General features: G+C 44.1%; 25 protein-coding genes. 7 read left to right on the top strand and 18 right to left on the bottom strand.

Translation table 11 applies throughout. The features are described 5' to 3' along the window. Positions 1-74: 74 nt before the first annotated feature. The 12 genes from KTO58_RS01190 to KTO58_RS01140 all read right to left on the bottom strand — a co-directional run bounded on the left by KTO58_RS01190 (position 75) and on the right by KTO58_RS01140 (position 6,683). Positions 75-272, bottom strand: a complete 198-nt coding sequence (locus KTO58_RS01190; protein ID WP_095841137.1) for a hypothetical protein — start codon at positions 270-272, stop codon at positions 75-77. 49 nt (positions 273-321) lie between these two features. Then, entirely contained in the window at positions 322-1,209 is an 888-nt protein-coding gene (locus KTO58_RS01185) for a hypothetical protein (RefSeq protein ID WP_225860004.1), read from the bottom strand. Next, complete coding sequence (locus KTO58_RS01180; protein ID WP_225860003.1) at positions 1,163-1,939, bottom strand: phage replication initiator YdaU family protein; 777 nt, start codon at positions 1,937-1,939, stop codon at positions 1,163-1,165. The genes KTO58_RS01185 and KTO58_RS01180 overlap by 47 nt, the downstream gene beginning before the upstream one ends. 3 nt (positions 1,940-1,942) lie before the next feature. Beyond that, a complete protein-coding gene (locus KTO58_RS01175) occupies positions 1,943-2,170 on the bottom strand; it encodes a hypothetical protein (protein WP_095841141.1) in 228 nt (75 codons plus the stop codon). A gap of 21 nt (positions 2,171-2,191) precedes the next feature. After that, on the bottom strand, positions 2,192-3,253 hold the full coding sequence (locus tag KTO58_RS01170) for a hypothetical protein (RefSeq protein WP_095841142.1): 1,062 nt from the start codon (positions 3,251-3,253) through the stop codon (positions 2,192-2,194). 2 nt (positions 3,254-3,255) lie between these two features. Then, a complete protein-coding gene (locus KTO58_RS28855; RefSeq protein ID WP_095841143.1) occupies positions 3,256-3,528 on the bottom strand; it encodes a helix-turn-helix domain-containing protein in 273 nt (90 codons plus the stop codon). Positions 3,529-3,769: 241 nt separating this feature from the next. After that, positions 3,770-4,168 (bottom strand): hypothetical protein, encoded by a 399-nt coding sequence (locus tag KTO58_RS01160; protein ID WP_095841145.1) that lies wholly within the window; start codon positions 4,166-4,168, stop codon positions 3,770-3,772. After that, on the bottom strand, positions 4,165-4,608 hold the full coding sequence (locus tag KTO58_RS01155) for a hypothetical protein (RefSeq protein ID WP_157753295.1): 444 nt from the start codon (positions 4,606-4,608) through the stop codon (positions 4,165-4,167). Before KTO58_RS01155 ends, KTO58_RS01160 begins: the two co-directional genes overlap by 4 nt. Positions 4,609-4,618: 10 nt before the next feature. After that, entirely contained in the window at positions 4,619-5,362 is a 744-nt protein-coding gene (gene bet, locus KTO58_RS01150; RefSeq protein WP_157753296.1) for a phage recombination protein Bet, read from the bottom strand. A gap of 167 nt (positions 5,363-5,529) precedes the next feature. Beyond that, positions 5,530-5,661, bottom strand: coding sequence for a hypothetical protein (locus KTO58_RS28750; RefSeq protein WP_255408031.1), 132 nt, complete (start codon positions 5,659-5,661; stop codon positions 5,530-5,532). Positions 5,662-6,070: 409 nt separating this feature from the next. Beyond that, entirely contained in the window at positions 6,071-6,361 is a 291-nt protein-coding gene (locus tag KTO58_RS01145; protein WP_157753297.1) for a helix-turn-helix domain-containing protein, read from the bottom strand. A 73-nt stretch (positions 6,362-6,434) separates the two neighbouring features. Next, positions 6,435-6,683, bottom strand: coding sequence for a hypothetical protein (locus KTO58_RS01140; protein ID WP_157753298.1), 249 nt, complete (start codon positions 6,681-6,683; stop codon positions 6,435-6,437). Between the two features lie 152 nt (positions 6,684-6,835). Between KTO58_RS01140 and KTO58_RS01135 the strand changes: the two genes are divergently transcribed. Beyond that, complete coding sequence (locus KTO58_RS01135; RefSeq protein WP_095841151.1) at positions 6,836-7,219, top strand: hypothetical protein; 384 nt, start codon at positions 6,836-6,838, stop codon at positions 7,217-7,219. A 265-nt stretch (positions 7,220-7,484) separates the two neighbouring features. Here the strand turns inward: KTO58_RS01135 and KTO58_RS01130 are convergent, their stop codons facing one another. From KTO58_RS01130 to KTO58_RS01120, 3 genes are all read right to left on the bottom strand, one after another. Continuing rightward, entirely contained in the window at positions 7,485-8,735 is a 1,251-nt protein-coding gene (locus KTO58_RS01130) for a tyrosine-type recombinase/integrase (protein WP_095841152.1), read from the bottom strand. Between the two features lie 216 nt (positions 8,736-8,951). Next, positions 8,952-10,919, bottom strand: a complete 1,968-nt coding sequence (locus tag KTO58_RS01125; protein ID WP_095841153.1) for a cellulase family glycosylhydrolase — start codon at positions 10,917-10,919, stop codon at positions 8,952-8,954. Between the two features lie 119 nt (positions 10,920-11,038). Further along, complete coding sequence (locus KTO58_RS01120; protein WP_095841154.1) at positions 11,039-12,139, bottom strand: family 16 glycosylhydrolase; 1,101 nt, start codon at positions 12,137-12,139, stop codon at positions 11,039-11,041. Between the two features lie 510 nt (positions 12,140-12,649). On the opposite strand from KTO58_RS01120, the gene KTO58_RS01115 reads away from it, so the two are divergent. Continuing rightward, positions 12,650-13,084 (top strand): HIT family protein, encoded by a 435-nt coding sequence (locus tag KTO58_RS01115; RefSeq protein ID WP_095841155.1) that lies wholly within the window; start codon positions 12,650-12,652, stop codon positions 13,082-13,084. A 141-nt stretch (positions 13,085-13,225) separates the two neighbouring features. Then, entirely contained in the window at positions 13,226-13,759 is a 534-nt protein-coding gene (locus KTO58_RS01110; RefSeq protein ID WP_095841156.1) for a YceI family protein, read from the top strand. 124 nt (positions 13,760-13,883) lie between these two features. Here KTO58_RS01110 and KTO58_RS01105 read toward each other — a convergent pair whose 3' ends face one another. Further along, complete coding sequence (locus KTO58_RS01105) at positions 13,884-15,131, bottom strand: glutamate-5-semialdehyde dehydrogenase (RefSeq protein WP_225860002.1); 1,248 nt, start codon at positions 15,129-15,131, stop codon at positions 13,884-13,886. A 40-nt stretch (positions 15,132-15,171) separates the two neighbouring features. After that, positions 15,172-16,203: a glutamate 5-kinase gene (proB, locus tag KTO58_RS01100; protein WP_095841158.1), complete on the bottom strand. Its 1,032-nt coding sequence runs from the start codon at positions 16,201-16,203 to the stop codon at positions 15,172-15,174. A gap of 226 nt (positions 16,204-16,429) precedes the next feature. On the opposite strand from proB, the gene KTO58_RS01095 reads away from it, so the two are divergent. The 4 genes from KTO58_RS01095 (at position 16,430) to KTO58_RS01080 (ending at position 22,364) form a co-directional block, all read left to right on the top strand. Beyond that, a complete protein-coding gene (locus KTO58_RS01095; RefSeq protein ID WP_095841159.1) occupies positions 16,430-18,730 on the top strand; it encodes a GH92 family glycosyl hydrolase in 2,301 nt (766 codons plus the stop codon). Between the two features lie 875 nt (positions 18,731-19,605). Beyond that, positions 19,606-20,076, top strand: coding sequence for a hypothetical protein (locus KTO58_RS01090; RefSeq protein ID WP_095841160.1), 471 nt, complete (start codon positions 19,606-19,608; stop codon positions 20,074-20,076). 802 nt (positions 20,077-20,878) lie between these two features. Then, positions 20,879-21,643, top strand: coding sequence for a sensor histidine kinase (locus KTO58_RS01085; protein ID WP_225860001.1), 765 nt, complete (start codon positions 20,879-20,881; stop codon positions 21,641-21,643). A gap of 43 nt (positions 21,644-21,686) precedes the next feature. Further along, a complete protein-coding gene (locus tag KTO58_RS01080) occupies positions 21,687-22,364 on the top strand; it encodes a response regulator transcription factor (protein WP_095841163.1) in 678 nt (225 codons plus the stop codon). Positions 22,365-22,424: 60 nt separating this feature from the next. Here KTO58_RS01080 and KTO58_RS01075 read toward each other — a convergent pair whose 3' ends face one another. Next, positions 22,425-23,690: a DUF2264 domain-containing protein gene (locus tag KTO58_RS01075; protein ID WP_095841164.1), complete on the bottom strand. Its 1,266-nt coding sequence runs from the start codon at positions 23,688-23,690 to the stop codon at positions 22,425-22,427. Between the last annotated feature and the right edge of the window lie 5 nt (positions 23,691-23,695).

Raw genomic sequence — 23,695 nt, 5'->3', positions numbered from 1 at the left:
CTTTGTTTCAATTGGGACGAATGCGGAGATTGGGAAAGTAGGTGCGAATGTATAGAAGGTGTTTGCCAAACCGTTTAATCATTCAACTTATTCAAGCGGGACACCTTAAACTTTCTTATCCGGGCCCAGGCGTCATGCTGCTCTACGAAGGCATTACAATAGTTACAGGAGGCAATCATATTTCTTTCATCCAATAGAGCCTCTACACTTGTTTTGCCGCCCGGATGGTGGATACCCTGGGCGCGGCCCCAACAACCAGGCGCACGGATCATACACGGCTTATCCTGCCAAATCGGGCGGGAGATTTCCGAATACTCCCGGTTAATTTGCTGCCTCTTCTTGCTGACTGGTCGAATTCTTTTTGGCTTCTCCTTTCCCTGTTTCTTGCCTTCCAGCTTCATTTGTAGGCGTTCCTTCATGTATTCGCTCATCTTCAAATATTTTTTTTATATCCTTACCTTTTAAGGCTTTGAAATAATCTAGCAGTGCCAGTCGCCGTGCGTAATTCCGCACCAACTCCTTTTCTGCCACAGGAACCTGCTTTTCCAAATACGACTGTACCAACTTATTAATCGCCTTTCTTTCATCTTTCGTTGCCGCTGGTAATCCTAATTCCTTTTTCCTAAATAGCAGTGCCTCCTTGTAGTATCCTATTTTCTTTTCCTTATCCAGGTTAAGCACTCCAAACCTATCGAGGTCATTATACACCAAATGGGCATACGAAATTGTGATCTCGGTCATCTCCCCGGTTAGATATTTCCGGTAATACTCGTTTGCGAATTGCCTTGCCTCTTCGTCAATCGCGGAAGATGTTGGCCTTGGTGCCTCGGGCAGCTTTTCCTGATTTTGGATTTTAACCGCCAATTTTGCCCGCCTTTGTTTATACTGGACCAAGACCCTACCTATGTGCTCGATCGTTAAATTTTGGCCATAATGAGAGATAATGTCGCCATATTCCCCGGAGGCATTCAGCCGAAACGCTAAAACTATTTCGTCGAGGGTGAGTATACCGTAGTGATTATAGAGGAAGATACTTACCTCCTGAGCGAATGCCCTGGCGAACTCCGGGCTTGATTCCACCTTTAAGCCTGTAATAACGCCGATCTGGTTTAAAGCCCGGGGAAGGCCCTTAAATAGTACCTCAGTGCTCATTTCTTGTAACCTATCCCCTGCCGCGCATTTCTGCATCCAGACTTCCGATGAGGTCATCGAAAGCGGCGTTAACTGCTGCTGCACTGTCTGTAACTGTCTGCTTTCGCGAGATTCCATTGTTTATTTTTTTGAGCGGGAACAAGCCCTGCCAACCGTTTCTAATGCTTTCTTCGATGATCTGGCATGCCTCCTGTACTGTATAGCCAGCTAAAAAGTCCATTTGCTTGTCAACTGAAAGTTGCGTTAGTGGCTTCTTTTTTTCTTTCCGAAAGCATATCCATTCATTAAATACTTTTTTAAATTCTTCTTCATTAAAACAATAAGAGATTACTAACTCTTTTTTTTTATCCTTTACCTTATCCTTATCCTTGGAGGGCTGGCAGACCGCTATTAGCCCCCTAACAGCCCCCAAATCGACAGAATTAGTATTTAAGCTCTGATACAATGATTTATGAAGAGGATTATTTAGTAATAGTTCAAACTCCTGCTGTTTATTGAAATACTGAAACTTTATGAACCCCGGAATAAACCACCGCCCATTTTCCAGTACTATGATTCTTAGTTTGCCCCCATTCACTTTCTTTAAAAATGAATCCAGGCTTACATTGAATTTTGTAATAGCTTGAAACATTGCTACATTTGGTTTCCACACCCCGGCAACATCGCACTTGTCTTTTATGTACTTCCACAAGTGCTGGTATTCCCCCGACATAGTTATAAACCAATCCTCTTCCCATTCGTTTGTATCGGAAAATCGCATAGCCATTGTATGATCCTCCTGATGCATTTGTTAGAATTCTTCATGTTGCATTTCCTGAAGGCGATGCAACAACCGGATGTTATTCTTGTGCTTTATAAGCTCCGTCAAGGCTTCCATTAGTTGATAATCCAATAGGTTATCAGCCTGAAAGAGTATACCGGTGTCCCTGCCGGTATCTACCTTGCTATCATATGTGATCTCCACCATATCGTCCACCTCTTCAAATTCTTCTACAAAAAGTCTGTCTTTCCTTGCCATAGTATTTAATGTTTAAAGTGATTAAACCAAACCGTTAATTAGCGCGACGGTTGAAGCCTCCTGCTCGCTCCGAACGAAGTACATAGTACCATTGGCTCGTTCTCCTGGTTGCAGGCTCAGATACTCGCCAGGAAGGGATTTAAAAACATGTAATAGCAGGCGAGTATTAAAGTTGAAGACCGCAGGAACAAAATTTTTTTCCGCTGTGATGACGTTGGACAGAGATACGCTCTCTTCGTAGTATCCTAGCGTTAACCCATCATCCGAATTTGAAAGAGTGCCTATCGTCCACTTGCAGGTACTTACCCCCAGCGCTGCCTCGCAGAACCTTATTATATCTTTCCGGTTAACGGTCATCCGTCCGGGGCTTGTGGCTGAATCTAATACCCGTTTGTAAGGGAGAGCTGTATACGTTGGTTTGATGAAAGCATATGTAGTCTTTCCCGCGTTGAAGACATTGTAGTTTTGATAGCTGAAATATTGCAGCTTATCGAATGCACCCACTAGAACCGTTGCCTCCTTAGACAACACTATATTGGGAAGCGAAATAGCGATTTCTGTTAAATACAAGATGTGCGCGTCAGTACCCACTATAACAGACCTATCTTCAGCCGGGAGTATATAACAAAAAGAAAGAGGGTTATTATCCAATGCTGACAAGTATGTCCCAGCCACAGCGATAGATTTTAACACATGCCTGTTTAACAGGTAAGAAGTATCAGACACGGCGGTAGGAGGATCGGGATAATCCTTTTCACCCCCATTAGGATAGAACGTATCTATCGTTACACTACCAGATATCAATGTAACTTTGTTTCCGTTTAAACGTATTGATACTTCGTCCTCAGCGGTAGCTACAAAGGCTGTCAAAGTCTTGTCATCCACCAGGAAAGATATATTCTCATCAAATTCAGCACTTATATCATGCGAGACTACAGTCTCCTGGTTGCTTTTGCATAAAGTCATAGTGTCGCCGACACACCGACACATCACATACTGAAGAACAGGTATTATACTATTTCTTGTAACCCCCTTAGCAAGTCGGATAAACTCCTTTAAATCAGTCGTTTTTATTGTTATCATTTTCAGAACTCTTTTAATGAATATTCCTTGCAACTAACCATATTGCCCGATGAATCTTTAACCCGTATCATGCGATCATAGACCAGGACGCCGTGTTTGTTACGGATGTCCGATAAGCGACTATGCAAATGATATATTTGGTAGCGCGATATGGCCTGAAATACATTAATGGTGAGGCCACAAGCCAAATGCTGATAAATCAACCTGTTTTGCCTGGTGAATTTTGCTGCATTAATCGGACTGGGCGACGTCAAATCAAATGTGAGCTGCTGCATGTTTACTATCTTTTACCTCGTTTTTGTCTCTTAGGCCCTGATCCTTTGTAGTGCCTCGGTTTAACCAAACCGCGGAATACTTTAAATGTTGCTTCGAATGGCTTTACTTCTGCCTCTGACTGCTTTAGAGTCGTCTCATCCCGGATAATGTAATAAGGTAATCCATCTTTAACCGTTCGGTCTAGCACCCTCACTATCCGGGTAATGCCTGTTTTGCCACGTATGGCGACGGTTTCTCCTATCATATGCCTCCGTATGTTATGGTAGATAATTCTGTTTTGAGCGCTGATATAACTGTTCTTACTCCGTCTATAGCGTGTACACAGCTCCTACTACATCGTTCTGACAGATCGTAGTTGTATTCTTGTTCAGAGCACCGAGCAGCAGCATAGTCCTTTGCCATGCTGGGTGAAATTTGTAGTCCGGAAGCAGCGCGGCTAAATACGTATGTATCGTATGCTTTAACTTTTGCCTCATTTAGGAGTTTCTTAGCTGTTGCCATTTGCTGACCAGCGAAGGCATTCCAGCCCATTAGCTTAAAAAGCCAATCATTCAGCAGGGGTATATTTTGTACCTCTGTATAGTTGGCGGATTCTATTTCTGTCAGTATCGCTGACAATTGCGGTGTTTGTACTGTCATTTCCCCAATGATATTTTGAATGTGGATTTAGAAGTCTTAACAGGTGGTGGCACATCAAATGTTTCTCCTGTCTCCGGGTCTGTTTCAACCATTGTCTTTGTTAATGTCTTTAGAAGAGATTCACGGGCCTTTCTCTTCTCAACCAAAGGCTCTATTTCTGCCGTGATCGATCTCCATATTGGATCACCAGTGAAGTCATATTTCACACCAGTTTCCGCCGCTTCTATCTTCGCATCTAACTTACCGACCGGCTTACCTTGGTACTTGTCCAATTCATCACGTACATGCTTCTCCAAATTTTCCCGGACCTCTTCGCAGACCTTTTTTATCGCCTCAACTCTTACTATCGTATCGAAAGGATCGCTAAACCCATCAATAACGTCCTGCGCTATGTTTTGGGCGATGGTGGCTATATTACCCTTAGTGGGTAGTATCTTCATACTGACTACGTCAGGCAGTGGCAGGTTTTGCATTTCTTAGTTCTTCTTTACGGTTAGATAATCGTTGCTTAATTTCCTGGTTCTGCTCAAAGGACTGGGCATGTTTGTGATAGAGTGCAACTAGCTCGGGTATCGTTTCACAGCTGTCTATTAGCATATCGAGGCCCTCGGTGTCTTTTACTTCCATTGCTACTACGTCTACCACTTCTGTTGTTTGGTCAGCAGACTGCGCCATTTCATCATTCGTATACAAACCTGAAAGGTCTTGCGGGTAAGCCTTTCTTAATGCGATAGCTTCAGCAACTTTGCTAAGCATAGCGTGAGGCATTTTCCGCCACATTGTATCTTGGCCTGGTTGGGGTACATATTCAGCCCAGTACGCAACCCCTACAGCAGCCTTATATCTTTGATCTCCCCGAAACCGGTAAACCGGAACTTTTGCACATACGAGGCCCCCGGTACTATCCTCAATAAAAACTGGTTCGTCCTGCCCCGCGTAGTTACCCGTTCTCTCGGCCACTACCCGAAATCCATCAATAGACGTCTGAATTACCATCTTCTTCACATACCTGTTTGTATCCTTATCCTTAGCGTTACGAAAAAGGCAGTATATCTGCTTTGCCAATGGGTCCAGTCCGGTGCGGTGGCATTGGTACAGAAACAGCCGAAGCTGATCATCAGTCGCGCCATCTGCTACCTGGGATTTAATAAGGCTAACCTGCTCGGATGTAAAGCCTTTGTGTACAACTTCCATATTTTTCAGTCTTTTATTTGCTTTGATTTTATCGGCGTATAACTGCCAGTAGCCAAGGGATGAGAACAATGATAATGAAGCACAGTAGTCCTATCATGGACATTGCCATATCGCGTCTTCTTATACCCTGAAGGCGATTATTATGATGTGGTGAATTGTAACACCACCTACGCTGTGTGTTCATTACTGTGACAGTTCTGGATAAAGAAATCGTAGACAAAAACGAAGGCCAATGCGATACCTACGGGCATAGCAAGGGTATACAGCCCAACCTGGGCGGCTAAAAAGTATTGTTCCATACTTGTTTATTTATTATTGCGCCTCGCGCTGATTAACGAAATGTTTAGTAATCTTTAAGCATGGCCTATAGTTAATGGAAATTGAGTTAGTAGGCTTAAAACAGGCTTACATTATTCTAACCCTCCAAGTTTAATAATTCAAATATTCAGAAGGAAGGTAAATAGGTAACATATTTACAGGCATGATTCGTCCTAATGATATGCATGTTGCATTATGTGCTTCGATCAACAACTTTGCTACTTTCTTTGTATATGTCGGCACCTTCGCCCCCGGCGTCGAATCTATCAGAAAACGAGCGGTATACGAATCAAATACGAGAAATTCAAGCCCTGTCATAAAAGGAGATACAATGATATACCTATTCTTGTTCGGACTTAGAGATGACATGTACACACGGTTTGTATAGTATTAAATATCTTTCCTGGGCATAGTTTTGATGGTGTCTAACCATTTCCTTTTTATAGCGACTTCTCGGCCCAACTTACAATATGGCACCTTGTGAGCATCGATTCTATTTTTCACGGTCTGCTTGCTTACGCCCCATTCTTTGGCGATCAAACTTACCGTCACGTCCTCATTAAGATCCGTCTTTCGGTGTAATACAGCTGCTACCGCCTCATCCGCCGCTACGCGTGCCGCGTCCGAAACGATTTTTACAAACTGATCTGCGGTAATACTCATGATTTGTATAGCTTGCATTTTATTCTTTTTTGGCAATAGGAATTCGTACCCGTGGCGGGCATAAAATCTACGTTGTAATCTTTATAAAATATTAAATAGAAGATGCAATCTCCTTTGCCTTCTCTTTAATCTCTAAGTGTTCCTTCGCTGTTTTGTAAACCTGTGCAGCTTTTATGTATTCTTCAGGACTAGAAGCCTTGCCTGTAAGCAAAATACGTTTCACTTTGCTACGTGAAATTTCGAAGGATTTTAGTATTGGTTCCAATCTTATACTTTTAAACAACAATTCTACATCTTGTACTGTTGTTCCTGTAAGCGCTGATACAACTATGTCTTTCATGAAAAGGGGATTTTTCCGGTTGTTTCGTTTGTTGATACATCTTACATTTGCATCACCTCCGCTAAGGTATGTAGAATTATTATACATTTAGTGTATAAATGTATAAATTATATACATTTTTTATTTAGTTATTTATATATAATTATTAATAAATGAATAACAAAGATACACTTAACGAACTTGTCAATACTGTAAAGGCTTGGGCAAAAAGCCAAGGGCAACGTTTGACTGTAGATGACATCGCAGGTAGGATGCATATAACTAGGACTTACTTGTCCGGCCTCTTGGGAGGGAGCAAAGAAGTTACAAAAAAACACGTACTGGACTTTAGGTCACATTTTAAACAGGAACTTCTGTTAGCCGCTGGTATTGAAAGTAATGATAAAATTAGCCGAGAACGGGCCCTATTACTTGCTTTGGTTCACGACTATACGGAGAGGATGGCTCTATTAGAGGGTGTTTCTGAAGAGACGGTAAAGTCTCGAATAAAAGCCAAATCGCGTCTAATTTTAGACGATTTTGATTCATGGTTCTAGAGATTCGTTGGCGCTTGCACTTTTTGCTGACTCGCATAGTTAGGATTTTGTACTACAACAAACAGCATGTGGCTGAATCTGATTTGTGCAGTATAGTACAGAATATTAGTAAAATTATATATACACAGTTGGCTACACGTCGATAGGACGCATTCACATAACGTTATAGCCTATACTAATTTAGCAAAAAAATCCTTAAAAAATCGTTAATAACCAATTACTAAGCAAATAGTTGTGTATTATTAATACAAATCCTAACTATTTTTTAGTGACTTTGAGACAGGGGAGTAGTAAAAAAGGGGTGTGATGCCAGGTCTTCGGCATTCTCTTTCTTATCTAACTTAACGTATCTCTTAAATGAATCCTCTGTAGTATGTCCTGTAAACTGCATTACCTTTCTAGTCGGTATACCAGCCTTTATAGCGTTAGTGGCAAATGTACGTCGCATCGTATGTGGTGATACTAGATCATATTTAGGGTAATAACGCCAACCTTTTACTCCACCTTTTGTAATTGCTACTAATATAGGAGTATCGATACCTGCCTGTTTAAACACTGAACAAATTCCCCTAGCTAGGCCACTATTGTATTTATATACCGGCATATTCCCGTTATACTTTTTCCAAATCTCCTTCGCTACTGGATGTGCCGGAATAATAACCCTTTCGTCACTTTTCCCAGTATGAAACTCAAAATAATCACCAACCAGAATATAGTGATTTATCTTCCGAAGATCGTCAGCCCTTAGACCAACAAAACATCCAAAGACAAATACATCTCGTGCCCGCTCCCTAGATAGTGAAGTCGTGAGCCTATAAACTGTTTCAAGCTCTGGTATGCTGACCGCAACCGTGTCAGATTCCTCAGAAGAAACGTTAAAAACCTTGTCAAACCCGATAGGATTTTTGTGCTTGTCATCATCGTATGTTCTACGGAGAAAGGCTGCAAGATACTGTAGTGAGAACGCCAAACTATTTTTTGACAATTGTCTCTCAGTCAACCATTGTATGTATTTTTCAACCCATTTTTTATCTATTCTCTTGTATTCTAATTTCATCCCTTGTTCTTCCACAAACAATAAAATCCTATTTAATGCCCATTGATAATTGTCAATTGAGGCAGACGCATACCGCTTTTGAGATCGGGGAACAAGTAATTTCCCACTTCTCATGTCTTTAATCATACTTTCATAATCTGTGATAAATCTATTCTTATCTTTTGGCAGCCGGCCAGACGCAATTATTATAGCTTCCTCGCAGTCTACTTTTTTAAGTGGTTCGCCTAGCCTTGCGCAACTCTCCTTATATTTGGTGATAGCATCTATTACTTTGTTAAGTATCATTTTCTCAGATCGCTTCAAAGCTCCAATATCAACAAGCCCCCAGTCTTGATCTCTTCCATCTACTTGCTCCTTTTTTATTGATCGCCCTTTGATTCCTGTTGAGGCTCTAGCCCTACCATCATTACAATACCACGTACCATATATATACGAGTTGGAAATCACTAACATTGCCATATGAAAATATTGTGTCTAATTTCATGTCTAAATTATATCAATATTTTCAATTTAAACAAATCGAAACAGAATCAAGTATTTAATATACACATTGATTTTCAACATAATTATATAAAAAAATATAGCGGACTATACGTCCGCTATATTATGCTCCATTCCTCCGTTAAATAGAACGAGGTATACGCTGTGAGTTGGTCCGATCACACAGTTTCTTCCTTATTCTACCACGATCTTTATGCTATTGCGCACCGCGCCGCTGTTGATATGAGCGATATATATACCGCTATTCAATCCTGCAGTGGGGATGCTGAAATTGCGTCTATTTTCTTTATAGGTGGCCACGGTTTTGCCCTGCATATCGGATATCACTACTGTTACTGTGCCACCGGCTTTATAATCGCCAGCTTCTATTTGGATATTACCTCCCCGTTTTACGGGATTGGGGTAGGCACGTGTAACGCTGTTGTCAGTGAATGTTTCAGACGGTTTTGCGCCGAACTCGCGTGCGCCGCCTACTGTGGCCCAACCGAAGGCTTCCCAGCCGCTGGCACTTGGACGAGTACAGGTCATTGCCTGTGTCCCGTTTTCTGAGGAGATAAATGCACCATTATTGCCACGGAAAGCTACTTTACCATCCGGTAAGGCTATTGCATCAAAACGTTCCCAATCGCCGATCGTAGCGCGGCTGCAGGTAATAGCGGCCGCCCCATTTTCAGAAGATACATACTTATTCATGCTACGAAGTGCGATCTTTCCGCCCCCGGCATCTACTACGGTGAATTGTTCCCAGGTGCCGGCAGTGGGGCGATCACAACGCATGGCCTGCGTACCGTTCTCACCACTTACAAACTGGTTATTGAAGCCACGTAAGGTGATCACCTGACCGATAGGCAGATTGGCGGGTGTGCTGATACCTGGTGCCACTGCAGCAATAGTGTTATTGTTAGCAATACAGTTTGCAAAGCGAATATTATTGAGTACCGCGCTCATATTGCCGGCTCCATCCATCAGATAGGGAGGATTGATACGCATCAATGCGGCATTCTCCTGGCCATCAAACCGCTTGTAGGTCCAGTGGCACCACCCGATACCCTGGCTATTCAGTGCGTTGATATTATCTCTTAACCAGGTGTTATTGTTTTCGCCGGTTTCACCTACCCATACAGGTACATTATGTGTTCTGCGGAAGTTCACAATATTGCCGATCAGGCTGATTTGGTTAGGATCGTTATCGGTAGCAGTAACAGAAGTAGAGTTCCAATAGCGATGAGAGTTATAGATGAGGTTAGTACGGTTAGTAAAGGTGAATGGTTCCATGTAATTATAATTATTACCGAATCCATTACCCTCTACCATGATCAGGTGTGTATCGCCCAGTGCGCGGATGGCATTGATAATCCGCTCATGAATATCATGAATCCAGCGGTTATCCGGCACATTGTTAGGTTCGTTGATGAGGTCATAGAAAGCTACGCGGTTATCGTTGATGTAACGGCTGGCGATTCGGGTCCATAGGCGTACGGTGATATCCTGGAATATGCTTTTATTCCAGAGGTCATTACCCACCAAAGCATCGGAGATATTGGCATCTGTACCCTGCGCTCCGGGGGCTGCATGCAGGTCAATGATCACATACAGGTTGTTGGCGCCAGCCCAGCTGAGCAGGTTATCTATTACCCGGAATCCTTCGAGGTTAGCGTCGGTGAACAGCTGGTTGTTGTTGTACCAAGTGGTCATCGAGTTCACATAGTTATTATAATTACCGGAGTTACGTGCTACGCTGTTACGAACGGCCCGTTGTGCCGCGGTGAGGAACAGTTCGTAGTGCAAGGGTATGCGGACACAGTTGAATCCTTTGGACGCGATAAAATCGATGTCTGCTTTCGTGATAAAATTATTACGCCATTCCTGGTAGAAAGTTTCTACCTGTGCATCGGTTTGCCCCTGGTCGTACAGGCGTTTTTTAATAGACCATTGGGTACCACCACCGGAAAAGGAAGGTTTGACCATATAACCTTCCTGCAGCAACCAGCCTCCCAGACCGACTCCTTTCAGCAGTACTTCCTGGTTGGCTGCATTAACTACACGTGGCCCATCGGCCCGCAGGCGGGTAAGCTGGGCGCTGGCTGGCTGGCTGGTAATACCAATAAGACATAAGAACAGTAGTGAATAGATGAATTTCATAGATGTTGTGTTTGTAGTTGTTTTTTCATTTATGGAATCTGAATGGTCTTTTTAAAATGTGCCGGACGCCCGGTAGCTAACCTGTTGCTGCGGAAGTAGCTGACCGGGCGCTGAACCGGCTATTGTACCAGCACTTTTTGACTGTATGTATTATTACCGTTGGCCACTTTTACGATATAGTAACCATTAGGTACTGCACCTGTATTCAGGCTTACGGTCTGACTATGTTCCGTGCTATTGGTAATCACGTTTCCTTCCATGTTTACCAGGGAAGCATGTACTAAAGCGGTCGGATCATAATCTTTTACTTTTATGGTCAGCGAGTTCCCTTTCACCACCGGATTGGGGAATACATTCACGCCTTTGCCTTCTTCTGAGATAGGCGCCAGTTTCTCCTGCGGTGTCAACTCTGTGCTAAAAGTGCGGCCTTCCTTCGTGTTGGTTTCACGCGAAGCTGCCGGTTGGTATACGCGTACATAGTCTACTCTTAAAGCGGAAGGGAAAGGGGTGCTACTATTGGGGCTACCCGGCCAGTTGCCACCTACTGCCAGATTGAGGATCAGGAAGAAATCGCGGTGAAATTCTTCTGTGCTGTTGATATTGTTGGCAATGTTTGCTTCCCAGAATTTTACACCATCCACATACCAGCTGATAGAGGTACTATTCCAGTTGATCTGGTAGTTGTGCCAGCCAGCGGGTGTAGTGGCTACGGATCCGCCGTAGGATACGTGCTGGTTGTTGGAGTCCCAGTGGATGGTACCATGTGTCTGGTTCTCATTATTGATGTGTTCCATGATGTCGATCTCCCCACATTTAGGCCAGCCGATGCTACCTATGTTGGTGCCTAGCATCCAGAATGCAGGCCATAGTCCTTGTCCCATTGGGATAGACATACGAGCTTCTATCCAGCCACTTCCCCAATGGCGTTTTCCAGATGAGGTGATCTTACCGGAGGTGTAGGCATTACCACCGAAGTTTTCTCTTCTGGCGGTGATTACTAATTGTCCACCGCTAACGCTTATGTTTTGTGCACGATAATATTGCAGCTCGTTATTACCAAATCCACCATTGCCCTGGTCGATGTTCCAGTTACTGGTATTGAGTGTGTTACCATCAAATTCGTCTCCCCACCACAATTGTGCATAGCTACTGCTGCTGCTTAGCAGTGCGGCAAGGAGAAAAGGAAAAAAGGAAAACTTACGTTTTGTAGAATGTTTCATGTGTTTTGGGTTTTAATAGAAGAAAGAATAACTGCTCCGTGCTATATTTCTGCGCCATGCCGGATATGGGTATTTAGCATCCCTGTCCGAGTGATAATAGTGCCAGTCTGCGAGTTATTTGTGTAGGAGCTTGCTAATGTGACAATACCGCGTTGTTAATGTGATCTGGTTGATAAAGAGAACTACTGGGTTCACAATCGTTGGAATTATTCTGTCGAGCTTTTACGCGGTACAGACCTGCTGCGCCATAACGGGAATTTAGTTCTGTACGATGGTGCTCAAAAATAGGATAGCGTTTGCTAATTACCTTCTTTCCTACTACGTCATTACTACATCACAACATCGAAGATCAGCCACAAATCGCTGTTTCGTACTACATCAATGGTACATCTGGTTATTAGATTGCCCCTACCTTGGTCGAAAAGGGGACAATTTTACTATTGGGAAAATGCCTGTTATTATTTTTAACCGGGAACAGAAAGGTTGTCATTTTGCCTATATTTAGTCATCATGAAAGAACATCCTGACCATTGTGTCTTTTGTAAGATATTGAAAGGTACGCTGCCTGTAAGCCTGGTACATGAAGATGAGCACTGCATAGCATTTATGGATATCCAGCCTGTCAATGCCGGCCATGTGCTGGTCATTCCCCGGGTACACGCTCCATATGTACAGGATCTTGATCCTGTAGTCGGGGGGCATCTATTCCAGATAGGTATGAGGATCAATGCTGCCCTTCGCAAAAGTCCACTGCGCTGTGAAGGCGTTAACTTTCTTATGGCGGACGGAGAAGCGGCGATGCAGGAAGTTTTCCATATTCATTTGCATGTAATTCCTCGTTTCCGGCAGGATGGTTTCGGGCTCCGTTTCGGGGACAATTACTTTTTTCCACCATCCAGGAAGACGCTCGATGATACTGCTTCGGTTATACGTAAGTCCCTTTAACACAACTTTAACGTGATAAGGTAAAATTGTCCACTTCTTCCGGCAAATTGTCCACGCCGATTATTGTTGCAACAATTAATTTTACATTGTCTTTATGACAGACGTACACTTAAAGTTACCAATTTAAAAAACCGAACGACAATGGCAACCTGGAAAATAGACACAACGCACAGCGAGATAGGCTTCAAGGTAAAACACCTTATGATCACTAATGTGAGTGGAAACTTCAGGGATTTTGAAGGTACTGTATTGACAAACAGTGATGATTTTCATGACGCCAACATCACTTTTGAGGCACATGTAGCCAGTGTGGACACTAAAAACGAACAACGGGACGAGCACCTTAAGAACGGAGAATTTTTTGACGCAGCACAATTTCCCAAGATCCAGTTTACGTCCAAGCAGGTAAAAAAGATCAGCCAGGATGAATATAAGCTCCTGGGACATCTGACTATCCGCAATGAGACGCATCCGATAGAGCTGGATGTGGAATATGCAGGTATACAGGTGGATCCCTGGGGACAAACAAAGGCAGGGTTTGAACTTAAGGGGCGGCTGCATCGTTCGGATTATGGATTGCGTTGGAACTCGACTACAGAAGCAGGTGGTCTTGTATTAAGCGATGAGATCAAATTGCATATGAACATTCAGTTGACCAAGGCCGCCGAAAATTAACAATAGCTAGTTTTTAATAATAGATAGTGTTAGCGGGAGAGTAATCCGGTAAGATAGGTTATTATGGTTTCATGTGTCTAAGCGCCCCTTATCTTGCCAGTTACTCTCCTTTTTTATCCCGTGATCATCTTATTTGCCCATTTCCTCTCACGATCCACTTTTCTGTCACCAGTTTTTCTAAGGCAAAAGGCCCACGGGCATGTAGTTTCTGGGTAGATATGCCGATCTCGGCTCCCAGGCCGAATACTCCTCCATCTGTAAAACGAGTGGATGCGTTGACATATACGGCAGCGGCATCTACCTCCTGCAGGAATCGTTCGCCCAACACGACGTTTTCTGTAATGATGGCTTCCGAGTGCCTGGAAGAATAGCGGCGGATATGTTCCAGGGCTTCTTCGGCATCAGCCACAACCTTCACTGAGCATTTATAGTCCAGGTATTCTCGTCCAAAGTCGGCAAGGGTTGCTTGCTGTAAATAGGGATAGGCAGCGGCGGTCAATATTTCATAGGCAGCTACATCTGCAAATATTTCCACGTTATAGGCAACCAGTGAAGCTGAAAGGAGCTGTAATAACTCCTGCGCGATTGCTTTGTCCACCAATATGGTATCCAGTGCATTACATACAGAAGGTCGCGATACTTTTGCATTTGTGACGATCCGGGCGGCGTTCTCCAGCCGGGCAGTCTGCTCGACATAGGTATGGCATACGCCGGCCCCTGTTTCGATGACAGGTACACTGGAGTGTTGTCTGACATATTCAATCAGTTGCTGCGAGCCCCGGGGGATGATAATATCTATAAATCGTACTGCCTTCAGCATCTCTTCTACCAGGCTTCTTTCTACCGGTAAAAGCTGTACAGCTGCCGTGTCCACCTGGTGAGCGGTCAGTTCTTCCTGTATCAATCCGACCAGGCAAGTGTTGGTATGTATGGCATCGGAACCACCCCGTAGTACACATACATTACCGGAACGCAGGCAAAGGGCGGCTACATCTACTGTTACATTGGGGCGGGATTCGTAGATGACCCCAACGACCCCTAACGGTACGCTGATCTTTTCCACAGTCAGGCCATTGTCCAATGTGCGTTGCAGTATTACGGCACCTACGGGGTTTGGTAATGCTGCTATATCCAGGAGGCTATCTGCCAGCGACTGTATACGGGCATCGTTCAGCAGCAACCTGTCTTTTTTGGGATCAGTATCTGCCATGCGTTCCAGGTCCAGCTGATTGGCAGCGAGAATAGCAGGCGCAGATCTTACCAGTCTTGCAGCCAGGGATCGCAACAGGGATTGCTGCCGGTGGTCTGAGAGTGTCCGTACAGAGAGGGTAGCCTGCTGCGCCCGTTCCAACAGTGGTAATAAAGCGTCCATATTATAATAAGGTGGTTGTTAGATGAAGGGAGTAGTTAGATTATAGCAATACGATATCGTCTACATGAGCGATGGCTACATTCTGCACTTTACCTTTTCCGGCAATTGCATCGGAAGAAACTTTGGCTCTGGCTACAGCGATTACCTGGGAAGCTTCGCCAACGATCTCAAATACTTCTCCACACTCGAAACGTTCCTGTACGGCCAACACTCCTACTGCCAGCAGGCTGTGCCTGTTCTTCAATGCCTCTTCGGCCCCAGCATCTACCCGGAGGCGGCCTGTGACCAGGCTACCGCTGGCCAGCCATTTTTTCCGGGCCGGCATACTGCAAGGTTGTGGGAGGCACAAGGTGCCGGTTTCTCCTGTCATTGCTTTCAGAATGCCATCGGGGGTATGGACACCAAATATCACTACCTGTATCCCCATACGGGTAGCCAGGCGGGCAAAGGTGAGTTTTGAAACCATACCACCCAGTCCTAGGGAGGATTTTTTCCCATCGGCCAGTGCCAGGGCTGTCTTATCGATCAGAGGTATCTCGCGTACGACCTGTCCATTTCCATCCAGTACTCCCGCTACAGAGGTACTGAATAATAAGGAGGAAGCGCCGAAGCCGACTGCTATCAGGGTAGCTAGTTCGTCATTGTCGGAGAATTTCAATTCCAGGCTACTGACTACGTCGTTTTCATTGGCGATGGGTATGATGTTGCTGGCCCACAGTTCTTCGTAGGTTTTTTTCAGCTGCAAGAACTGGTCCCGGTTAGAAAAATGCTGCCGTTCGCATAAGCTTTGAGCGATGGCGATGCCATAAGGTTCGAAATAGGCTGCGTATTTATGTAATAAAAGCGGGTTGCCGATGGCTGCTGCCGCTTTTCGCTCACTTATACTGGCATTATAACTTTTCAGGTAACGTTTTCCTGCCGCTACGGCGCCGGATGATACCAATACAATATTATAGGTGGTATGTAAGGTGGCTACCTGCCGGGCAATTTCTGCCAGCACGGCCTCGTCCAGCTCCCCTGCCGGATTGGTGATGGAGGCGGTACCAAACTTTATAACTAAAACTGGTTTCACAACGTATAATTATTTCCTGCTAAATTATTCAAAAACTATAGAAATTACACTACAGTTAAATATTATTCAAAACAAAGTGGATTTAGAAAGAAAAGATCAAACCACAAATCAGTTGGTCCTGGCGGTTTAATTTATGCTGAAATAATTGCTAAACCGATTTATCTTTACGGATACCGGATATAGAAGTTTTTATCTTCATCAGCCAATAAATTGTAATTACCCGCAAATGAATAAGATCCTGCTTGCCACCGCATGGCTTTGCACTTCGTTGCCAGCGCTGGCGCAACAAAAATCAGCCACAGATGATCTGACACAATATGTTAAACCCATCATCGGCACCCAACGTATGGGACATACTTATCCTGGTGCGACTGTTCCTTTCGGGATGGTGCAGCTCAGTCCTGAGACGGATACGATTCCTTATGAAATGAATGGCAAGTATAATCCGGATGTGTATAAGTATTGTGCTGGTTATCAGTATGACGATAAAACGATCACTGGTTTTAGTCATACGCACTTTAGTGGAACGGGGCATTCGGATTTGGGAGATTTTCTGATCATGCCTACTACTGGTCCTTTGCAATTGAACCCGGGTACGGCGACGCATCCCGAAAGCGGGTATCGCTCCACTTTTTCTCATGAGCAGGAGGAAGCCTCCCCTGCTTATTATAAGGTAAAGCTGGATGAGTATAATATACAGGCGGAACTGACGGCCTCTAACCGGGTAGGTTTTCATCAATATACGTTTCCTCAAACGGACCAGGCGCATATTATCCTGGACCTGATGGCTAACCTGTATAATTATGATAACAAAAATGTCTGGACGTTTATCCGTGTTGAGAATGATACGCTGATCACCGGTTACCGGCAGACGAATGGCTGGGCACGTACCCGAACGGTTTATTTCGCCATGACGTTTTCGAAGCCATTTTACCAGTATGGTCAGCAGACGAAAGATAATAATGTGTACAAGGGTTTTTGGCGGAAATTTGATCAGACGCGGAACTTCCCGGAGATGGCGGGCCGGCAGATGAGGCTTTATTTTGATTTCAAAACTACGGACGGAGAAAAGGTCAAAATAAAATTTGCGTTATCACCGGTAAGTACGCAAGGAGCTTTACAGAACCTACGTGCAGAGATACCGCACTGGGATTTTTACAAGACCCGGCAGGAGGGTGTGGCGTTGTGGAACAAGGAGCTGCACAAAGTAGATGTGAAGACGACCCATGCGGAAGATATGGTAAACTTCTATACGGCGTTGTACCATACTTTCCTGGGGCCTACGACCTATATGGATATAGACGGCGGGTACCGGGGACTGGATCAGAATAATTATAAGGCAGAAGGATTCACAAATTATACTTCTTTTTCTCTCTGGGATACCTATCGTGCGCTACATCCTTTCTTCAATGTGGTGCAACCTACGCGCAATGCGCATATGATACAGTCTATGATGGCGCATTATGACCAGAGTGTACAACGTATGCTTCCGATATGGTCGCATTATGCGAATGAGAACTGGTGTATGATCGGCTACCATAGTGTGTCTGTAATAGCTGATGCCATTATGAAAGGTAATGCTCCATTTGACGAGGAGAAAGCATTGGAGGCCTGCGTAAATACAGCCAGGAACCAACGTTTTGACGGATTACAATATTATATGCAGTTAGGCTATATCCCTGAGGACAAGAACGGGTCTTCTGTATCCAAAACGCTGGAATACGCCTATGATGACTGGTGTATTGCGCAGGTGGCAAAGAAACTAGGCAAGCAGGATATTTATGAGGATTTCAGCAAGCGTTCCCGGTATTACCGCAATGTATATGACAATCAGACTGGATTTATGCGTCCGAAGATGAGTGACGGTAACTTCCGGAAGGAGTTTGATCCATTAAAGACGCATAACCAGGGGTACATAGAAGGAAATGCCTGGAACTACAGTCTTTATGTGCCGCAGTACCCCGAGGAGCTGATTGCTATGGGAGGAGGGCCTAAACGATTTGTGAAGCACCTGGATTCCCTGTTTACGATGCATTTGCCTGATGAGTTTTTTGCTGATACGGAGGATATTACCCGGGACGGTATCATCGGCAATTATGTGCATGGTAATGAGCCCTCTCATCATATAGCCTACTTGTACAACTGGTGTAATGCATCGTGGAAGACCCAGGAGCGGGTACGTATGATCCTTAAGAAAATGTATGGTCCTACTCCTGACGGCTTGGGGGGTAATGATGATTGTGGGCAGATGAGTGCGTGGTATCTTTTCAGTTCGCTCGGATTTTATCCGGTGTGCCCGGGGGATGTGAAGTATGCGTTGGGTAGTCCGGCGGTGGAGCATGCTACGATACGGTTGGAGAATGGGAAGTCTTTCACGGTGGATGTAAAAAACCAGGGTGATCGTAATGTGTATGTACAGCGAGTGTTATTGAACGGGCAGGCGTTGCAACATCCGTTTATCAATCATGCAGATATTCTGAATGGAGGTACGCTGACATTTTACATGGGCAGCAAACCCAGGAAATAAACAGGGCAATGACAGTATGTATTGGCGGTAGCCGGGGTTCCGGCTGCCGCTTGTGCTTTTCCGGAAGCGTCATGTGCCATAGGGCAAGGATTGGCCCTGTACTTCTTGTTGGGGTTAGGGCAAAAAGAAAGGCCTGTTATAAAACAGGCCATATGGTACTTTGGGGGGGGACAATACAATAGAGGGTTTTCACAAGGGTACAAATAATATTTATGGGGTTATTAACAAACAGGCTCTTAATCTGAATGGAAAATTAGTCAAAACACGATTCTGAAAAGCAATTTGCGAAGGAAGGCCCCGGTGAATGGATTCAAACAAAATGTAATATCATAAAACGCCCCCAAATTTCACGCAGCGCAAAAATCGTTATATACAGTTAAATTTCATATAGTTATGGTATATGAATTTTCGTTTCATGACGAATATTCTACGCCTATTACATAAAAAAAATCCGGCTATTTTCTTAGTTTAAGTGGATGTTTATACACATATCAACTGCGTAAACACCGGTATCATTTACCCCGATATTTATTCAGTGTTTTGTGTAGGCGTTTTTACGATCTTTAGGGTACTCATTCTATGACCAACGTGTGTGTAAAGAAATATTGGCTAATGGCTTGATTGGAGACAGGACCGTATTTATACGGCAGAAAAATACCGTTATTCACGCAGATTAAATTGCATAATACCACATAAAATAATCTGAATTTATCGGATATTCGCATTCGCAAATCTCGCTATTTACTGATTGAGTTGATATTATAAATTTACAATACTCATTATCTAATGATTATTATAAATTTACGCTACATTATTGTCCTAAATCCGGCCTAGTTTTAATTTGTCAATTAGATCAATCACCTAAAATTCCTTCTATGAGTGCCGTTAAATTAACTTCAAAAGCTGGCCAATTTGTAAACGCCGAACACGTAAATACCCTTCGTCAGAACTATCGTGATTCCAGGTGGGTACAAAACTCAAGGATCATAGGTAAAAGCGACTCTCTTAGCGTATGGTACAGCCTGAACGAACTTCGTCACTTCCTGGATACAGCCTCAGCGGCTGGTGCGGATGGCATAAAAGTATACTTCGGGGTATATCCTTCTGACTATAAAGAAAATGTACTTTTACAAGATCGGCAGACAGTTGTATTTGTCGCCACGCAGCAGAAAACCAGTGAATCCGGTAAAAGCGAAAACAAGGACCTGTATGTTTCCACGAAACAGGGGCCTGAGATTGTTGCTTACAACCTTGGTTCTGCTTGTCCTCCCTTCTGCAGGCCTACTGAAACATTTGGCCTTCCGCCGGAAGTGTTTATGAAAGATGTACCGGTAGAAGCACGTTAATGATGTGGTTGCTTGCCGACAAAGTCATATAACAGGAATTGCCAGATAAGACCCTATCTGGCAATTCTTTTATTAGTATGATCCGGGGGTTCCTTATTATTACCTGCACTTTATTAACTTAGCCTGGACAATGTTATTATCTGACCTAGCTAATCGTGACATATAATAAACCTGATTCATCTGATATGCCATCCCTCCCAGTCCATGTGGTCTTTTGTATACTATGCACGTTTTTAAGTACTTCTAGTTTTATTAATGGCAGATCGCCTGTATATCTGAGAATACTTTCTGTTTATTTATTCTTCACACTTGGGGTAGAGATTACCAGCTGGCGTTTGATGCAAAGTGGTCAGCAGAATCTCAAGCTGTATAACTTCTACAGTGTTATTAACATTCCCTTCTTCATTTATCTCTTAAGAGGCTTCCTGGTTAGTAAAAAGATGCAGCGGGTGTTGGTGGTGGCTATGATTGTTTATCCTATATTGGCGTTGATCAACATCCAGTTTATCCAGGGGCCGGACATCTTTAACACCAATACCTATATTCCGGGTTGTATTATCCTGGGGCTGATCAGTATCTTTTATTTCAAGGAGAATATCAGGAGTCCCAAGCAACAGAGTTTGCTGAATGATCCTGCGTTTTGGATTACTACGGCGGTATTATTCTTTTATACGTGTACAATACCCGTGTACGGTTTGTTAAATTTTTTGCGTAATCTGCCTGACTATTTATATAATAGCATTTACATTTTCCATACGGTACTGAACGTTCTTTTATACTTGTTATTCAGCATCTCTTTCTTATGCAATCTGAGTTTCCGGAAATCTATATCGCAATAGTAACGAGTACTATGCTTTTGCTGGTGCTGGCCGGTTTCATTGTTATTATGGTGGTACTCAATCAGAAGAAGCAGCTTGCCCAGAACCAGGAGCTGAACCTGTTGAAGGAGCGGTATGAGCAGGAGTTATTGCGTTCTCAGCTGGAGATACAGGAAGCTACTTTTGGAGATATTGCGCAAGAGATCCATGATAATATAGGTCAGTCGCTGACCTTTGTATCCATTTCACTCGCTACGGCGCCTATTACTGCTGATACGGAAGCGGCTTCTTACCTGGATGATTGCCGTAAGATGCTTAATAAGGCTATTACGGAGCTAGCTGACTTGTCCAAGGGATTACATACCGATCGTATTGCAGAAATTGGTCTTGTGAAAGCTATTCAATTTGAGCTGAATAAGCTAGAGAGGTTCAATTTGTTCAAAACTTCCTTTATTTTTACGGACATTCGCAACCTGATCGACGCCAAGAGTGAGATTATCATCTTTCGTATTGTACAGGAAGTTTTTAACAACATACTGAAGCACGCAAGAGCCAAGATACTGGAGGTTAAGATCTTCAGAGAGCAGGACAAGATTTACCTGCAGATCACCGATGATGGAATCGGGTTCGACCCCACCAGCCAGTTGGCATCTACTGATCAACACAAAGGGCTGGGATTGCGAAACATGAAAAAAAGGGCCATGATGATTGGCGGTTCTTTTTATATAAACAGTGTGACGAATGGCTGAACAACCATCCGCATTTGCATTCCAGTAATTAAACAATCGTTCCATGAGCACCCGGAAAACGAAATATAGCATAGCCATAGCAGACGACCACGTCCTAGTAAGAAAGGCCCTAAGCAGATTAATTAATACATTCAATGACTATTTCATCCTATTTGAAGCCAATAACGGAGAAGAAGTAATCAAGATCATTAACAGCCGTGAGATGCAGTTGCCCGATATCCTTATCCTGGATGTAAACATGCCAGGCATGAATGGATATGATACCGCGGTCTGGATCAATGAGCATTATCCGCAGATCCGTATCATGGCATTGTCTATGCTTAACGATGAATCTGTGATTATCAAGATGTTGAAATCCGGTGCTAAAGGCTATATTATGAAGAATGTGGAGCCGGAAGATCTGAAAGAGGCCTTTGATTCCCTGATCAAAAAGGATTTTTACCTTCCTGACTATATATCTGGTAAGCTGATCTCTGGTTTGCAGAAAGATGTATTATCGTTGAGTGAGAAGATCGAGCTGACCACGAAGGAGAAATATTTCCTGCAGTTGTTGTGTTCTGAGTTATCGTATAAGGAGATAGCGCAGAAGATGTTTGTAAGTCCGCGTACTATTGACGATTATAAGAGCAGTCTTTGTGAGAAGTTGAAGGTAAAAACGAGAGTGGGACTGGTTATTTTTGGTATTAAATACGGGTTGGTAGACCTTAGCAGTCAGGGTTAACCTTATTTCTGACAGATACTAACAGGTAGTATTGCTTTATGCGGTACTACCTGTTAGTATTTACAGGGCATGATCTTTCTGTATTGTTTTGCCTGACCAGGCTAACTGGGCTGTCCAGGGTTTTGCGGGTGAGGTCCAGAAGTTGTGAGCCGGAGGTAATCCCAAGGCCAGAAAGCCGGTGGTACAGAGGTATAAGCTACCGGTAGAAGTATATATATCGGCTATTTCGGGTTGGTGTCCGCAGAAGCCTAATTGGAGCCAGCCTTTTTTATCGAAGGTGCCCGGTGTTTCGAATATCCTTTTTATGACTGCGGTGAGTGCGGCACGCACTTGTCCCGGTGTGATTTCCGGCGGTAGCTGCTCCTGCAATGCCAGTTGTACCAGTGGTTGAAAGGCTGCGTTTCTGTAGGTCATTGAGCGGCCGACCACGGGGAAGGTACCTTCTGGGGATATGAGACGTTCCTGTATAACGCTGTATCGTTGCATGCGACGGACGGCTTCGTCGTACCCTGCTTTTGTTCCTTTTCCTTTTTCTGCCAGGATACGTAGGATATCTACCAGCATTGGCTGTATGACAAAACCGTTATAGTAGTCGAAATGAAAATCCTGTCCATCGCCGTACACGCCATCTCCTTTGTACCATTCCTGGTGTTTTTTGACAGCAAAATCTACTCTCATAGGGTCCCAGGCTTCACCGAAATTGAGTAGTGCGATTTCTATCATGGCGGCAAACAGCAACCAATTGTTGTAGCCTGGTTTTATCTGCCGAAGTGTTTTAAAGGCATTGATCACGCTTGATTTCACTTCTGGTGGCAGTGGTTGCCATAGTTGTTGGGGTGCGCGAATGAAGGCATGGGCGAGGAAGGCTGCATCTACCAGCGGTTGTGCGTCATGTTGGCCGGACCAATCCATATAATCGGGGGAAGCGGGATTGGTAGCTTGTGTAGTGGCTGCCAATGCGTATTTGATCAGTTGCGCCCTTACGTTTCCTTCGGCAGTATTGTCAGGGCCTAGTTCCAGCCAGGGAGCGATACCCGCCATGGTGCGTCCGAATGCTTCCAGGTAGGTCACTTTCTCTACCGTTTTTGCGTATTGGGGAGCTTTTTCCGTTGGCATCCATTGCTTGAGCTGTCCTTTGGCCAGGTGTTCGAGGACTGGAGTTGCGATCTGCTGCAGTAAGGCTGCCCAGTAGGATCGATCTTTCCCGGCGGCGGATGCTGGATCTGCTGTAATTGTGGGCGGTGTACTCCACCAATCGGCAGTGGCCGGTATGGTACTCACCACGCCGGCCACTGGTATTGCTTTTAAAAAGTTCCTTCTATCCAAGGCTT

It is taken from the genome of Chitinophaga pendula (assembly GCF_020386615.1).
GTDB lineage: Bacteria > Bacteroidota > Bacteroidia > Chitinophagales > Chitinophagaceae > Chitinophaga > Chitinophaga pendula.
Note: the sequence above shows the minus strand (reverse complement) of the source record. Positions and strands in the feature narration are given on the sequence as shown.

What these genes read in the sequence shown, in the direction of transcription:
- KTO58_RS01090 (WP_095841160.1), top strand. Translation starts at nt 19,606, where the DNA reads ATGAGTGCCGTTAAATTAACTTCAAAAGCTGGCCAATTTGTAAACGCC.
- KTO58_RS01185 (WP_225860004.1), bottom strand. Translation starts at nt 1,209, where the DNA reads ATGACCTCATCGGAAGTCTGGATGCAGAAATGCGCGGCAGGGGATAGG.
- KTO58_RS01115 (WP_095841155.1), top strand. Translation starts at nt 12,650, where the DNA reads ATGAAAGAACATCCTGACCATTGTGTCTTTTGTAAGATATTGAAAGGT.
- KTO58_RS01170 (WP_095841142.1), bottom strand. Translation starts at nt 3,253, where the DNA reads ATGATAACAATAAAAACGACTGATTTAAAGGAGTTTATCCGACTTGCT.
- KTO58_RS01105 (WP_225860002.1), bottom strand. Translation starts at nt 15,131, where the DNA reads ATGGACGCTTTATTACCACTGTTGGAACGGGCGCAGCAGGCTACCCTC.
- KTO58_RS01190 (WP_095841137.1), bottom strand. Translation starts at nt 272, where the DNA reads ATGATCCGTGCGCCTGGTTGTTGGGGCCGCGCCCAGGGTATCCACCAT.
- KTO58_RS01085 (WP_225860001.1), top strand. Translation starts at nt 20,879, where the DNA reads ATGCAATCTGAGTTTCCGGAAATCTATATCGCAATAGTAACGAGTACT.
- KTO58_RS01160 (WP_095841145.1), bottom strand. Translation starts at nt 4,168, where the DNA reads ATGACAGTACAAACACCGCAATTGTCAGCGATACTGACAGAAATAGAA.
- KTO58_RS01180 (WP_225860003.1), bottom strand. Translation starts at nt 1,939, where the DNA reads ATGCATCAGGAGGATCATACAATGGCTATGCGATTTTCCGATACAAAC.
- KTO58_RS01080 (WP_095841163.1), top strand. Translation starts at nt 21,687, where the DNA reads ATGAGCACCCGGAAAACGAAATATAGCATAGCCATAGCAGACGACCAC.
- KTO58_RS01140 (WP_157753298.1), bottom strand. Translation starts at nt 6,683, where the DNA reads ATGAAAGACATAGTTGTATCAGCGCTTACAGGAACAACAGTACAAGAT.
- KTO58_RS01175 (WP_095841141.1), bottom strand. Translation starts at nt 2,170, where the DNA reads ATGGCAAGGAAAGACAGACTTTTTGTAGAAGAATTTGAAGAGGTGGAC.
- KTO58_RS01125 (WP_095841153.1), bottom strand. Translation starts at nt 10,919, where the DNA reads ATGAAATTCATCTATTCACTACTGTTCTTATGTCTTATTGGTATTACC.
- KTO58_RS01110 (WP_095841156.1), top strand. Translation starts at nt 13,226, where the DNA reads ATGGCAACCTGGAAAATAGACACAACGCACAGCGAGATAGGCTTCAAG.
- KTO58_RS01145 (WP_157753297.1), bottom strand. Translation starts at nt 6,361, where the DNA reads ATGCAAGCTATACAAATCATGAGTATTACCGCAGATCAGTTTGTAAAA.
- KTO58_RS01120 (WP_095841154.1), bottom strand. Translation starts at nt 12,139, where the DNA reads ATGAAACATTCTACAAAACGTAAGTTTTCCTTTTTTCCTTTTCTCCTT.
- KTO58_RS28750 (WP_255408031.1), bottom strand. Translation starts at nt 5,661, where the DNA reads ATGGAACAATACTTTTTAGCCGCCCAGGTTGGGCTGTATACCCTTGCT.
- bet (WP_157753296.1), bottom strand. Translation starts at nt 5,362, where the DNA reads ATGGAAGTTGTACACAAAGGCTTTACATCCGAGCAGGTTAGCCTTATT.
- KTO58_RS01135 (WP_095841151.1), top strand. Translation starts at nt 6,836, where the DNA reads ATGAATAACAAAGATACACTTAACGAACTTGTCAATACTGTAAAGGCT.
- KTO58_RS28855 (WP_095841143.1), bottom strand. Translation starts at nt 3,528, where the DNA reads ATGCAGCAGCTCACATTTGATTTGACGTCGCCCAGTCCGATTAATGCA.
- KTO58_RS01130 (WP_095841152.1), bottom strand. Translation starts at nt 8,735, where the DNA reads ATGGCAATGTTAGTGATTTCCAACTCGTATATATATGGTACGTGGTAT.
- KTO58_RS01095 (WP_095841159.1), top strand. Translation starts at nt 16,430, where the DNA reads ATGAATAAGATCCTGCTTGCCACCGCATGGCTTTGCACTTCGTTGCCA.
- KTO58_RS01155 (WP_157753295.1), bottom strand. Translation starts at nt 4,608, where the DNA reads ATGAAGATACTACCCACTAAGGGTAATATAGCCACCATCGCCCAAAAC.